This is a genomic window from Gordonia sp. PS3, from assembly GCF_041950545.1.
Taxonomy (GTDB): domain Bacteria; phylum Actinomycetota; class Actinomycetes; order Mycobacteriales; family Mycobacteriaceae; genus Gordonia; species Gordonia sihwensis.
On the sequence record NZ_CP169524.1, the window covers coordinates 671,918 to 684,537 of the forward strand.

15 protein-coding genes are annotated in these 12,620 nt (G+C 67.6%); 7 read left to right on the forward strand and 8 right to left on the reverse strand.

Annotated features, from left to right (window positions below; all coding sequences use genetic code 11):
• The first annotated feature begins 26 nt into the window (after positions 1-26).
• On the forward strand, positions 27-164 hold the full coding sequence (locus ACE11G_RS03095; protein ID WP_156150444.1) for a hypothetical protein: 138 nt from the start codon (positions 27-29) through the stop codon (positions 162-164).
• A gap of 39 nt (positions 165-203) precedes the next feature.
• Here the strand turns inward: ACE11G_RS03095 and ACE11G_RS03100 are convergent, their stop codons facing one another.
• The 5 genes from ACE11G_RS03100 to ACE11G_RS03120 all read right to left on the reverse strand — a co-directional run bounded on the left by ACE11G_RS03100 (position 204) and on the right by ACE11G_RS03120 (position 5,067).
• Positions 204-635 (reverse strand): DUF6918 family protein, encoded by a 432-nt coding sequence (locus tag ACE11G_RS03100; RefSeq protein ID WP_045537469.1) that lies wholly within the window; start codon positions 633-635, stop codon positions 204-206.
• A gap of 14 nt (positions 636-649) precedes the next feature.
• Positions 650-1,510, reverse strand: coding sequence for a MaoC/PaaZ C-terminal domain-containing protein (locus tag ACE11G_RS03105; RefSeq protein WP_062366007.1), 861 nt, complete (start codon positions 1,508-1,510; stop codon positions 650-652).
• A gap of 3 nt (positions 1,511-1,513) precedes the next feature.
• Positions 1,514-3,229, reverse strand: a complete 1,716-nt coding sequence (kstD, locus tag ACE11G_RS03110; RefSeq protein ID WP_006897272.1) for a 3-oxosteroid 1-dehydrogenase — start codon at positions 3,227-3,229, stop codon at positions 1,514-1,516.
• Positions 3,230-3,363: 134 nt separating this feature from the next.
• Positions 3,364-4,221: a class I SAM-dependent methyltransferase gene (locus tag ACE11G_RS03115; protein WP_062366005.1), complete on the reverse strand. Its 858-nt coding sequence runs from the start codon at positions 4,219-4,221 to the stop codon at positions 3,364-3,366.
• A 48-nt stretch (positions 4,222-4,269) separates the two neighbouring features.
• Positions 4,270-5,067: a VOC family protein gene (locus tag ACE11G_RS03120; RefSeq protein ID WP_375004085.1), complete on the reverse strand. Its 798-nt coding sequence runs from the start codon at positions 5,065-5,067 to the stop codon at positions 4,270-4,272.
• Positions 5,068-5,267: 200 nt separating this feature from the next.
• Here ACE11G_RS03120 and ACE11G_RS03125 point away from each other — a divergent pair, with 200 nt between their 5' ends.
• Both ACE11G_RS03125 and ACE11G_RS03130 read left to right on the forward strand, forming a co-directional pair.
• A complete protein-coding gene (locus ACE11G_RS03125) occupies positions 5,268-5,891 on the forward strand; it encodes a ClpP family protease (RefSeq protein WP_006897265.1) in 624 nt (207 codons plus the stop codon).
• Entirely contained in the window at positions 5,888-6,475 is a 588-nt protein-coding gene (locus tag ACE11G_RS03130; protein WP_006897264.1) for a ClpP family protease, read from the forward strand. Before ACE11G_RS03125 ends, ACE11G_RS03130 begins: the two co-directional genes overlap by 4 nt.
• A gap of 2 nt (positions 6,476-6,477) precedes the next feature.
• On the opposite strand, the gene ACE11G_RS03135 is transcribed toward ACE11G_RS03130, so the two are convergent.
• The 3 genes from ACE11G_RS03135 to ACE11G_RS03145 all read right to left on the reverse strand — a co-directional run bounded on the left by ACE11G_RS03135 (position 6,478) and on the right by ACE11G_RS03145 (position 8,428).
• Positions 6,478-6,792 carry a helix-turn-helix domain-containing protein gene (locus ACE11G_RS03135; RefSeq protein ID WP_006897263.1) on the reverse strand — a complete coding sequence of 105 codons (315 nt, stop codon included), beginning with the start codon at positions 6,790-6,792 and terminating at the stop codon, positions 6,478-6,480.
• 86 nt (positions 6,793-6,878) lie between these two features.
• Positions 6,879-7,262 carry a hypothetical protein gene (locus ACE11G_RS03140; protein ID WP_006897262.1) on the reverse strand — a complete coding sequence of 128 codons (384 nt, stop codon included), beginning with the start codon at positions 7,260-7,262 and terminating at the stop codon, positions 6,879-6,881.
• The gene (locus tag ACE11G_RS03145) at positions 7,262-8,428 is read right to left on the reverse strand and encodes a Rieske 2Fe-2S domain-containing protein (protein WP_039867754.1); all 1,167 of its coding nucleotides are present in this window, start codon (positions 8,426-8,428) and stop codon (positions 7,262-7,264) included. Before ACE11G_RS03145 ends, ACE11G_RS03140 begins: the two co-directional genes overlap by 1 nt.
• 157 nt (positions 8,429-8,585) lie before the next feature.
• Between ACE11G_RS03145 and hsaA the strand changes: the two genes are divergently transcribed.
• The 4 genes from hsaA to ACE11G_RS03165 all read left to right on the forward strand — a co-directional run bounded on the left by hsaA (position 8,586) and on the right by ACE11G_RS03165 (position 12,612).
• Complete coding sequence (gene hsaA, locus ACE11G_RS03150) at positions 8,586-9,770, forward strand: 3-hydroxy-9,10-secoandrosta-1,3,5(10)-triene-9,17-dione monooxygenase oxygenase subunit (RefSeq protein ID WP_375003646.1); 1,185 nt, start codon at positions 8,586-8,588, stop codon at positions 9,768-9,770.
• 38 nt (positions 9,771-9,808) lie between these two features.
• Positions 9,809-10,723, forward strand: coding sequence for an iron-dependent extradiol dioxygenase HsaC (gene hsaC, locus ACE11G_RS03155; RefSeq protein ID WP_375003648.1), 915 nt, complete (start codon positions 9,809-9,811; stop codon positions 10,721-10,723).
• Positions 10,724-10,849: 126 nt separating this feature from the next.
• Entirely contained in the window at positions 10,850-11,425 is a 576-nt protein-coding gene (gene hsaB / locus ACE11G_RS03160; RefSeq protein WP_006897258.1) for a 3-hydroxy-9,10-secoandrosta-1,3,5(10)-triene-9,17-dione monooxygenase reductase subunit, read from the forward strand.
• The gene (locus ACE11G_RS03165; protein WP_375003650.1) at positions 11,416-12,612 is read left to right on the forward strand and encodes a hypothetical protein; all 1,197 of its coding nucleotides are present in this window, start codon (positions 11,416-11,418) and stop codon (positions 12,610-12,612) included. Before hsaB ends, ACE11G_RS03165 begins: the two co-directional genes overlap by 10 nt.
• Positions 12,613-12,620: the final 8 nt, after the last annotated feature.

Genomic DNA, 12,620 nt, shown 5'->3' on the forward strand with positions numbered 1-12,620 from the left:
ACGATCTCGAGGGAGAGTTGATCACCATGGCTTCCAACCAGCTGACGTCCGGCGTCACCGAGATCCGGCAGGGCCGAATCCACATCTGGCGTCTGCTCGCGATGGTCGCGGTTCTCGCCGCGATCCTCACCGTCCTGCTCCTGATAGTCGCAAGCGCGGCTTGATCGTCTTCACGATCAAGCCGCGCTCGCGTCGTCACTGAACTAGCCCGCGTACTTCTCGACGACCGCGCCCACCGGGTACAGAGCGTCGATGACGTGGCCCTTGGCCTTGCCACGGACGCTCTTGTACGCCTTGGCGAGGACCGACGGGGCGCTCTGCGCCTGTCCGTCGGTGACGGCGAGCAGCGCCTCGGCGGCCTGGTCGCCGTTGGCTGCCAGGTGGGCGCCGAAGGGCGTGCCCGCGGGCTTCGAATCCCACAGCGGCGAGAGCGCGCTCATGAAGTCGGGCAGCATCTTGTTCGTCGCCACCTGGACCACGCCCGGCTTGAACTTCTGAGCCGCCGAGTACGCGGTCTTGATCGCCGCGCCCGACAGGCCGGACTGCTTCTTCACCTCCGCGTCGATGACGTCGGCGAAGTCGGAAGCCATGGCTTCGCGGTTGGCGTCGAGCAGGGGCAGGAGCGAGGCGGTCATGCAGAGCCTTTCGGTCAGGATTCGATGAACACGACGTTGCTCAGGGCCGGTGCGTCGTCGCGGTCGACGACGGTGGTGGCCACGAGCAGTCGGTCGCCATCTTCCCAGGCGCGGACTCGGAGCGTCTCGCCGGGGAACACAACTCCGGCGAAGCTCACACCGTAATCGGCCACGGCCGAGACGTCGCCGCCGAAGACCTCGTCGACCACGGCCCGGCAGACGCTGCCGTACGTGCACAGCCCGTGCAGGATCGGCCGCGGGAAGCCGGCCTCGGACGCGAATTCCGGATCGCTGTGCAGGGGGTTTCGATCACCGCACAGTCGGTAGAGGAGCGCCTGGTTCGGCTGGGTCGGCACCAGGATCTCGCGGTCGGCGGCGCGGTCGGGGAGATCCACCCGGGTCGACGAGCCGCGCTCGCCGCCGAATCCGCCCTCGCCCTTGGCGAAGATCGACGATCGTGCCGTCCAGAGCGGCTCGCCGTTCTCGTCGCGAGTGACCGATTCCTGGATGACGACCGCGGCCGAGCCCTTGTCCTGCACCTCGGCGATGCGCGTGCGGGTGGTCGCGGTGCCGGTCGCGGGCAGCGGCCGGTGCACCCGCACCTGCTGGGCGCCATGAACCACCTTCGACAGGTCGATGTCCACTCCGGGGAACGACACCTTCGGTGCCTCGGTGGCGTTGAACGTCGCCGCGACGGTGGCGAACGACGGCAGTACCTTCGGCTCCGAGTCGTGGACGTACTGCAGACCCGCGGTGTCCAACGGGTCGTGGGCCCCGCCCACGGCGAGGTTGTAGAGCGCCACTTCGCGCGGCGTCCACGAGAACGTCACTTCACCGAGGTCGGCGCCGGCGGCGACTGAGGGATCGATGGGCATGAATCAGGCTCCTGCGTGCGAGACGGTGGCGTTCTTGGCCTTCTCGACGGCGTCGAGCGCGGCGAGATATCCGAACACCATGGCCGGGCCGATCGTGGCGCCGGGACCGGCGTAGGTATGGCCCATCACCGGCGCGCTGGTGTTGCCCGCGGCGTAGAGGCCTTCGATCACGCTGCCGTCGGCTCGCAGTGCGCGTCCCGCGGTGTCGGTGTTGACGCCGCCCTTGGTGCCCAGATCGCCCGGAACCATCTTCACGGCGTAGAAGGGCGCCTTGTCGACGACGCCGAGGCTCGGGTTGGGCTTGTTGGTGATGTCGCCGTAGTAGTGGTCGTAGGCGCTGTCGCCGCGGTGGAAGTCCTCGTCCTTGCCGCTGCGGGCGAATCCGTTGAAGCGCTCGGTGGTGGCCTGCAGCTTGTCCGCGGGCAGGCCGGTCTTCTCGGCGAGCTCGGCGATGGTCGTGGCCTTCACGACGACGCCCGACTTGAGCCAGCTCTTCGGCAGCGGCTGTCGTGCGGTGACGCCTGCGAACAGGTATCGGTTGCGGCAGCGCTGATCGAAGATGAGCCAGCCGGGCACGTTCTCGCCTGGGCCGTCGCCCTGGCCGAACTGGCCGCCGTACATCTGGTGGACGGCCTCGACGTAGGGGAGCGATTCGTTCATGAAGCGCTCGCCCCGGGTGTTCACGATGAAGGTGCCCGGCACCGAGCGTTCCGAGAGCGCGAACCACGGACCCTTGGGCAGCGGAATGGTGGGTCCCCACCAGGCGTCGTCCATCAGGGAGACGTCGGCGCCGACCGCGAGCGCGGCGTTGATGCCGTCGCCGGTGTTGGTCGGTGCACCGGTGGTCCACTCGCTGCCGATCGGCGCGCGCTGGTACTTCGCGCGCATCTCGGCGTTGTGCTCGAAGCCGCCGCTGCCGAGGATCACACCGTAACGGGCACGCAGTTCGGTGGCGGCGCCGTCACCCGTCCCTACCTTGACTCCGACCACGGCGCCGTTGTCGGTCACCAGATCGGTCAACGGAGTGTTGAGCCGGATGTCGACGCCCGCCTGCCGGCAACCGAGCAGCAGCTCCGCGGCCAGGGCGGCTCCCATGGCGATCATCTTCTTGCCGCGGCTGCGGGCCCAGAAGAAGCGTGCACCGACCTTCGCCATTCGGACGGGGCCGCGCCAGTGCCGGAATCCGGTGTTGAGCCAGCGGTAATCGGACTGCAGGACGACCATGTTCAGCGGTGCCTTGGTGTACTGGGGATGCAGCGTCGCGAGATCGTCGCCGAGGCGTCGGGCGTCGAACGGCTTGGGCTCCACCGAACGTCCCATCGCACGACCGCCGGGGGCCTCGGGGTAGTAGTCCGAGTATCCCTTGACCCACTCGAGTTCCAGTGGTGCATGGGCGATCAGATAGTCGAGAGCCTCCGGTCCGCGGTCGATGTAGGTGTCGATCCGCTCGGCGGGAGCGTGCTCGCCGATGATGGCGTGGGCGTACTTGCGTGCTTCCTCGGGGGTGTCCTCGACGCCGTCTCGGCGCAGGATCGAGTTGTTCGGAATCCAGACGCCACCACCGGACCGCGACGTGGATCCGCCCCAGTACGGCGACTTCTCGATGAGGACGGTCTTGAGGCCTTTGCTGGCCGCGGTCAGCGCGGCCGCGAGACCGGCGCCGCCGGCACCGACCACGATGACGTCGAACGTCTCCGGCTCGCCGGCTTCGGTGTTCATGGCTTCGGTGGTCATTTCCTGCCCTTCGTCTGCATGCTGCGCTCATCGCGCCAAAGTAGAACGTGTTGCAGAACAGCCTAAACTAGAACACGTTCGCACTGAAAGGGCGGCTCGAGACTGACGGTGGCCGTGACTCAGGCGGCGGCCGTCACCAGCCAGCAGTGATTCGGGTGCTTCACCGCACCGTCGACGAGGTTGGCGCGCAGATCGGCCCGGACGCGGTCGAGGAGTTCGGCCCAGCCCGCCTCGCCGAGCGTGCCGCGGACTCGGTCGGAGACGAGTTGTCCGCTGCTGGTGGCGAGGATGACGGCGAGACGTTCTTCGACCCCGTCCGTGCGACCGCCCGCGCCGTCGGGAGTCGAGTAGTCGCTCTCGAATGTGAAGGGGTCGATGGAGATCTCCGACCAACTGGAACCGTCGAGAATCGATCGGAGGTAGTCGCGGTCGTCGAAGGCCAGCGGGCCCGGAGTGCCCGGCGCCGGACGTTCCGGCGGCTCGTCGAGCGCGGAGACGAGTGTCTTGGTCCCGAGACTGAAGATCCGGTTGCTTGAGCCCTCCTGCCAGCAGATGAACGCGAGTCGACCGTCCGGCGCCGCCGCTCGGCGGATGTTCTCGAACGCTTCGACCGGACGGTCGAAGAACATCACGCCGAATCGCGACACGATGCGGTCGAAGCCGCGGTCGCCGATGAGCCCGCGCAGATCCGCGGTCTGCGCGTCGGCGACCACAGCCCGTGCGCCGGGAACCCGACGGTTCGCTGCGTCGACCATCGCGGGCGAGATGTCGACGCCGACGGCATCCGTGCCTGCGGCGACCGCCGCCTCCAGGAGCGTGCCTCCGCCGCATCCCACATCGAGAACGGAGCCGGTCAGGTCGGCGGCTTCCACGAGCGCTCGGGTGGCCGGAGCGAAGATCGCATCGAAGATCGCGTCCTGTTCAGCCCACGCCGCCCCGTGCTGAGTCCAGTCGGGTTGCAGAGAGTCGTTCGCCATGTCTGGGACGCTATCGGCGGCGACACTCGGTCCGCAACGGATCGTGAGTCACATCCCGGCGGGCGGGGTCGCGACGCAGATGGCGGCGCCCATCGGGTCCTTGAACGAGGCGAGGACGCCGTACGGCGTGTCATCGGCGGGCATCAGGATCTCGCCGCCCAGCCTCCCGACAGCGGCGAGCGTGGCGGGGACGTCGTCGACGGTGATGTACACCTGCCAGAACGACGGGTGCCCGTCGCCGAGCATCCCGGCCGCGTCCATGATCCCGGCGGTGCCTTCGCGGCCGTCGCCGCCGGTCACCATCACCTGCGCGTAGCGGCCCGGCCCGTCTGAGCCGCCGCCGATCTCCTCCAGTTCCCAGTCGAATACCCGCGGGTAGAACGCCGATGACGCGGCGTAGTCCATCGACATCTCGTCGAACCAGTACGGTGTGCCGGGCTCGCCGCGCCGCACGAAGCCGGGGTGCGTTCCGGGCTGCCAGACGCCGAACGCCCCGCCCGCCGGATCGAGATACACGGCCATGGTCCCCATGTCGCCGACCGGCATCGGCGGCACGACCACGCTGCCGCCCGCCGCGGTCACCGAGTCGGTGGTGGCACTAGCGTCGTCGCTGCGGAAGTACACCGACCAGACATTCGTGGGCCCGTTGTCGGAGCCGCTCATGGGCATCAGGCCGGCGACGCGCGACCCGCCGGCGGTGAAGTTGCGGTAGCCGCCGAAATCGGTGGACGGCTCCTCGATCGACCAGCCGAACAGCGTGCCGTAGAAGTCGGAGGCGCGGTCGACGTCGCTGGTCATCAAGTCGAACCAGATCGGGGCGCCGGGCGCGGCGGAATAGGAGGGCATGACGGTCTCGCTTTCGTTCGCGGTGGCTGTCGCTGAAATGGACGTCACCTGTAGATCCTTCTCCATCGCCGCTTCGGTGTCCACGGTCACGCTGTCTCGCCTTGCGTGCCGACGGTCGCGGGGGCCGGTTCCGCCGTCGGCGGATCCGCTGCGGGCAGATCCGCATGTACCGGCACCGTCCGACGGCGCACGCTGGTGCCATGACGAAACCCGATGAATCCCAACACTTCACCCGCGACGACCGCCAAGACCTGTATCGGCGGCGGGTCGTGGTACTCGACGGCCAGTTGGACGACGACAACGGCACCCTTCTCGCGACGCAGATGCTCTCCCTGGCCGCGGCCGACGACAGCGCCGACATCTCGCTCTGGATCCACTCACCCGGCGGGTCGGTTCCGGCGATGCTCGCGATCCGGGACGTGATGAACGTGGTGCCGTGCGATGTCTCGACCCTGGCTCTCGGGATCGCCTGCAGCGCGGGACAGTTCCTGTTGTCGGCGGGGGCCCGGGGCAAACGCCGGGCCATGCCGCACGCTCGCATCCTCATGCACCAGGGGTCGGCGGGTATCGGCGGAACCGCTGCCGATGTGGAGTTGCAGGCCGACGACCTGCGGTACACGCGGGACACGGTCCTGGGCCTGATCGCCGAGGACACCGGCCGCCCGCTGGAACAGATCTTCGAGGACTCGATCCGCGATCGGTGGTTCAGTGCGGAGCAGGCACGCGACTACGGTTTCGTCGACGAGGTGGTCGGGAACTTCACGGACGTGGTCCCGCACGCCGATCGGACCGGTTTCGGCCTCACGGGGAAGGCTGCGCGATGAGCTCCTACCCGATCCCGAACGTCGTCGAGCGGACGCCCGCCGGCGAACGGTTCACCGACGTCTACTCGCATCTGCTCGCGAGCCGGATCGTCTATCTCGGCACTCCGATCGACGCGGGCGTCGCGAACGCCCTCGTCGCGCAGTTGATCTACCTCGAAGCCGACAACCCCGACCGGGATATCGAGCTGTACATCAACTGCGAAGGCGGCGACCCGGCGGCGATGCTCGCGATCTACGACACCATGCAGTACATCCGGCCGCCGGTGGCCACGACGTGCGTGGGGCAGGCGGTGTCGGTGGGAGCGGTGCTCCTCGCGGCCGGGGCGCCGGGCAAGCGGTCCGCGACGCCGCATTCGAGGCTGGTGCTGCATCAGCCTGCGGCGGAGGGACGCGGCACGATCCCCGACTTGATCATCCAGGCCGACGAACTGGTGCGCGTGCGATCGCAGATGGAGCGAATCCTGGCGCGCCATACCGGGCACGACGAGGCGGAACTGCGCGCCGACACCGATCACACGCGGGTGTTCACCGCCGCCGACGCTGTCGGCTACGGGTTGATCGATCAAGTGGTCGACGAGCGGTGACCTCAGGCCGCGCAGGCCAGCGCGGTCGGACGCGACGGCGCCGGGGCCGTCGCGGTCGGCTGCGTCTCGCGGAGGTGCTCGCCGACCGCTACGGTCACGTCGCCCAATGTGGTGTCCAGGGCGCCGACCACGGCGGCGATCATCTCACTGGAGGGATCCTTTCGTCCGCGCTCGATCTCCGACAGATACTGCACCGACACTCCGGCGCGGGCGGCGGTGTCGGCCAGACGTTCGCCCCGCCGGAGCCGAAGGCTGCGCAGATGTTCTCCGAGCGCTTCCCGGAGCAATGGTGTGCGGACGATCGCGACGACTCCCATGACTCCAAATTAGGCCAGGCGGCGAAGACGACGCCGCCGACTCTGCTCAGAGCAGAATCGGCGGCGTGGCTGTGGGGAGACCGACCTCACCAGTAGCCGTCGGGATCCTCTTCCGGGGACTCGCTCGGGATGATGCCCTCGGCGACCCCGTGATCGATGCTCGCCGACAGCCGCGGGCACGTGGGCAGCAGTGCGGCATTGCCGCCCGAGGCCCGGATCTCGGAGATCTGCGAGCACCGGGCCAGCGCGTCGTCGTTCCACTGGACGCTGGTGTGGTGCGCGCTGGTCTTCTTCACCATCACATGTGCGTGGCATGTGCGGCACTCGATGTCCGTCATGCCGCCGGTGAGGTAGTGCTTGCGGTCCCGGGCGGTGGCGTCGGCGATCGCGGCGACGCGCTCGGGATCGCCGGCCCACTGCGGGGCCTTCGCCCAGCCGGGGACCGCGGCCCGCTCGTCGGCGCGAGTCATCAGACCGACGCGCCCTCGGAATCGTTGGCCTCGGCCTCCGCGGCCTCCTTCTCGGCCTGGATCCGCAGGTTCTCCTGGACTTCCTTGTTCCAGGTCTCCTGAGCCTTGGCGGTGTCGATCTCGTACTCGAAGCGGCCCGTCATCTCCTCGGTGACGTCGGCGACGTCCACGTAGAACTGCTCGTACCAGCGTCGCAGCTGGTAAACGGGTCCGTCCTCCTCCACCAGCAGCGGATTGTCGATGCGGGTCTTGCGCTTCCAGATCGCGACGTCCTGCATGAACCCGACTTCGACGCCCTTGGTGATCGTCTTGACCATGCCGTCGGTCTGCTCGGGCGAGAGCCCCTGCGGGATCTTCGCCATGACGCCGAACATGAGGACGAACGAGTTCGAGTCGATGGGGTAGTGGCAGTTGGTCAGAATCGTCTCGACCGAGTACTTGCCGTAGTACTGCACCATCGGGTTCAGCATGTAAGACGGGCCGTAATACGCGGCGATCGACTCCAGGCGGGTGTCGCCGTAGGCGGTCGAGATGCCGACGTCGGGTCGGCCGTGGCTGTTCATGTACTGCGCCGCGGTCTCACCTTCGAAGACGTTCTTGAAGTAGTCCGGCAGCGCGTAGTGCACGTAGAAGAAGTGCGCCATGTCGACCACGTTGTCGATGATCTCGCGGCAGTTGGAGCCCTCGATCACGAGCTTGTTCCAGGTCCACCCGGTCCACTCGTCGGTGCCGAACTCGGCGAGTTCGGGAATGATGACGTCCTCCGGCGGCGGGTTGCCCTCGGGATCGTTGTAGACGAAGACCTGGCCGTTGCGGATCATCGTCGGCCACGTACGGGTCTTGGCCAGCTTCGGGTGCCGCTTCGCGTAGGGCACCTCGGCGCAACGCCCCTTGCCGTTCCACTGCCATCCGTGGAACGGGCACGCCACGTTGTCGCCCTTGACGGTGCCCATGGACAGGTCGGCGCCCATATGGCGGCAGTAGGCGTCCAGAGTGTGGATGTCGCCCTTGCTGTCGGCCCACACCACCAGCTTGGTACCGAAGATCTCCAGCGAGTGGGTCTCGCCGTCGTTGTACTCGTCCACCAGGCCGATGCAGTGCCAGCCTCGCGCGAATCGGGTGGGGGGCGTGCCGGTGTCGATCTCCCGGATGTCGGTGTCAGCCATCTTCTCGGCCTCCTCGTCGGTCTCGTTTCGGGCTCTGACCCGTCTGACTCGATAGTAGAACATGTTCCACTAGAATGAGAACGTGTTCTAGTCCAAAACGAGAACGTGTTCTAATATTGGTCGTAAGTCGATGACGGCACACGAACAGGAGTGACTCATGTCAGCACAGCGGAGCGAAGCCGCGCAGCAGGTTCTGGACAAGATCGATGCATTGCTGCCGGATCTCGCGCAGCGCGCGCAGTCCACGGAGGATGCGCGACGCATCCCCGCGGAGGTCGCGGACATGCTCCAGGAGACCGGCTTCTTCAAGCTCCTGCAGCCCGCGCAGTGGGGCGGTCACGAGACCGACCCCGTCACCTTCTACGAGGCGGTGCGCCGTCTGGCCACGGCCTGCGGTTCCACCGGGTGGGTCGCGGGCATCGTCGGTGTCCACAACTGGCATCTCGCGCTGTTCTGCCAGCAGGCGCAGGAAGACGTCTGGGGCGAGGATCCCAATGTCCGCATCTCGTCCTCGTACGCACCGATGGGCATGGGTGAGGTCGTCGACGGCGGCTACAAGGTCAACGGCTCCTGGGCATGGTCGTCCGGCTGCGACATCGCCGACTGGGTGGTCGTCGGCGGACCGGTCATCAAGAACGGCAAGCCGGTCGACTTCGTCAGCTTCCTGATCCCGCGGACCGACTACAACATCAAGGACGTGTGGAACGTCGTGGGTCTGCGCGGCACCGGATCCAACACCATCGAGGTCAAGGACGTCTTCGTTCCCACGCACCGGGTTCTGAGCTTCGGCGTCATGAGCAAGGGTGCCGCTCCCGGGCTCGAGCGCAACACGGCGCCGGTCTACAAGATGCCGTGGGGCACCATCCACCCGTCGACCATCTCAACCCCGATCGTCGGCATGGCCTACGGCGCCTACGCCGCCCACGTCGAGCATCAGGGCAAGCGCGTCCGCGCCGCCTACGCGGGCGAGAAGGCCAAGGACGATCCGTTCGCCAAGGTTCGCATCGCCGAGGCCGCCTCGGACATCGACGCCGCGTGGCGTCAGCTCTCGGGCAATCTGCAGGCCGAGTACGACCTGATCGTCGCCGGTGAAGAGGTGCCGATGGAACTGCGTCTGGCCGCGCGCCGCGACCAGGTCCGAGCGACGTCGCGTGCGATCGACTCCATCGATCTGCTCTTCGAGAACTCCGGCGCGCACGCACTGGAGAACGGGACGCCGATCCAGCGTTTCTGGCGCGACGCCCACGCCGGCCGCGTTCATGCGGCCAACGACCCGGAACGGGCCTACCAGGCCTTCGGCAACGGCGAGTTCGGCATCCCCATCGGCGACACGATGGTATAGCGCGACGGCCCGACTACTTGACGAGGAACGACGAACACATGACTGACGACCAGAGCCCGATCCGGTCTCTCGGCTACATGCGGATAGACGCCACGGACATGGACGCGTGGCGTGAGTACGGGCTGAAGGTGCTCGGCATGGTGGAGGGTTCGGGGTCCATCCCGGGCGCCCTCTATCTGCGGATGGACGACTTCCCGGCGCGCCTGGTGATCGTGCCCTCCGATCGCGATCATCTCGCGTGCTCGGGCTGGGAGTGCGCCACCGCGGCCGGGCTGCAGGAGGTCCGTGACCGGCTCAGCGCCGCGGGCGTCGAGTTCCGGGAGGGTACCCCGGAGGAGATCGCCGACCGCCGCGTCGACGAGTTGATCGTCTTCTCCGATCCCGACGGGAACGTCCTCGAGGCCTTCCACGGGGTGGCGCTGCAGCATCGCCGGGTGGTGAGCCCGTACGGCCACACCTTCGTCACCGGCGAGCAGGGCCTGGGTCACGTCGTCCTCACCACCACCGACGACGCGCGGGCGCTGATGTTCTACCGGGACGTTCTGGGCTTCCGGCTCCGCGACTCGATGCGGCTCCCGCCGCAGGTGGTCGGGCGTCAGGAGGGTGAGGAGCCGGCGTGGCTGCGGTTCTTCGGCTGCAACCCTCGGCACCACTCGCTGGCGTTCCTGCCGATCCCGAACAGCACCGGCATCGTGCATCTGATGGTCGAGGTCGAGAACTCCGACGACGTCGGCCTGGCCCACGACCGCGCGCTGCGCAGGAAGGTGCCGATGTCGGCCACGCTCGGTCGCCACGTGAACGACCTGATGCTCTCGTTCTACATGAAGACGCCCGGCGGCTTCGACGTCGAGTTCGGTTGCGAGGGCAGGCAGGTGGACGACACCGACTGGATCGCCCGCGAATCGACGGCGGTCAGCCTCTGGGGTCACGATTTCACGATCGGTATGAAGTAGGTCCGAGCCCGTTCCGCCGGTCGAGCGAGCGGAGTGAGTCGATTGCCCACTCCGTCCGCTCGGCCCGATCATCCGGCCGCACTGCACCCGACCCACTGCATCCGACCCCACCGAAGGGAAACCGACATGACTCCGCACTCCCCGTACGGGACCGACGACTTCGACTCCCGGCAGTTCCGGACCGCGATGGGCCAGTTCTGCACCGGGGTCACGGTGATCACCACGCTCGACGAGGAGGAGAAGCCGGTCGGCTTCGCCTGTCAGTCGTTCGCGGCGCTGTCGCTGGACCCGCCGCTGGTCCTGTTCTGTCCGCAGAAGACGTCGCGAACCTGGCCGGTGATCGAGGCGCGGGGGCAGTTCTGCGTCAACGTGCTGTCGAACCGGCAGCAGGATGTCAGCGCGACCTTCGGCGCGCCGGGAGCCGACAAGTTCAAGTCGATCACCTGGGATCCGTCGCCCGCGGGGCTGCCGGTGCTGCGGCACAGTCTCACCTGGGTGGAGTGCTCGGTGGACTCGGTCACCGACGGGGGCGACCACTGGATCGTCATCGGGCGGGCTCAGATCCTCGGCGACGTGCTGCAGGACAAGCCTCTGCTGTTCTATCGCGGCGGCTACCTGTCCACCGAGCATCCGCGGGTGACGCCGGCTCAGGCCGAACTCGACAACTTCCTCACCTGGACCGGAGGCGACACGTGGCTGTGACCGAGCCCGCGGAGTCGGTCACCGGGCCGTTCACCGCGGCGATCGCCGAAGCCGAGGCGCTGGTGCGCAGTGCGGACTTCGCCGAGACCGACGCCGAGCGCGCGGAGGGTCTCGACTATCTGGCGGGCGGCATCTCGTCGATTCTCCAGGTGGCACGCGCGGGGGAGAAGACGCATCCCTATTTCGTGACTTCCACGGGGCCGTACTCCAAGATGGGGCTCGACAACCCGGACACGCTCTATTACCACGCGACGGTGGTTCCCGAGGCCACGTACGTGGTGCGGGGCGTGCGCGGCACCACCGCTGATCTGGCCTTTCAGGTGATCCGGGGCAATTACACGGCGGATGAGGTCCCCGGCGGAGAGACCGCCTTCGACGATCGCGTGATCCCGATCGCCGACGACGGGAGTTTCGAGATCACGTTCGGGCCGGAGCGGCCGGGAGCGCCCGACGGCACCCACTTCGTGCTGGGTGAGGGCGCGACCATGCTCTCGGTCCGGGAGGTGTACAGCGACTGGGCCGCCGAGCAGAAGGGTTCGATCACCATTGAGCGGGTGGACACCGTCGGACTTCCACCCGCGGAACTCTCCACCGACCGGATCGCCAAGCGCTACGCCGTGGCGGCGAAGATGCTGACCTCGCGCGTGAACACATGGTTCAACTTCCCCAAGTGGTTCTACCTCGGTGAGCCGGTCAACACCTTCACTGCGCCGCGCACCACGCCGGGCGGGTTGGCGACTCAGTACTCGTCGGTCGGTCACTTCGATCTGCCCGCGGGCCGGTCGATGGTGGTGACCGTGCCGTGCTCCGATGCGCCCTACCAGGGCTTTCAGCTCGGCAGCATGTGGTACATCTCGCTCGACTATGTGAATCATCAGACGTCGCTGAACTCGGCTCAGGCTCAGGTGGACCCGGACGGAATGATCCGGATGGTGATTGCGGCGAACGATCCGGGAATCGCGAACTGGGTGGAGACCACCGGCCGGCGGCGCGGCATCCTGCAGTTCCGGTGGCAGCGGACCGATGCGCCGATCACTGCCGAGCAGGGTCCGACGGCAGTGGTGGTGGACGATGCCGACGTTCCCTCGCATCTGCCGTACTACCGGGACAACCGGATCGACGCCGCCGGCTGGGCAGAGCGGATCGCGGTCCGGCAACGGGCATTCGCCCGCCGGATGCTCGGCTAGACAGGCTC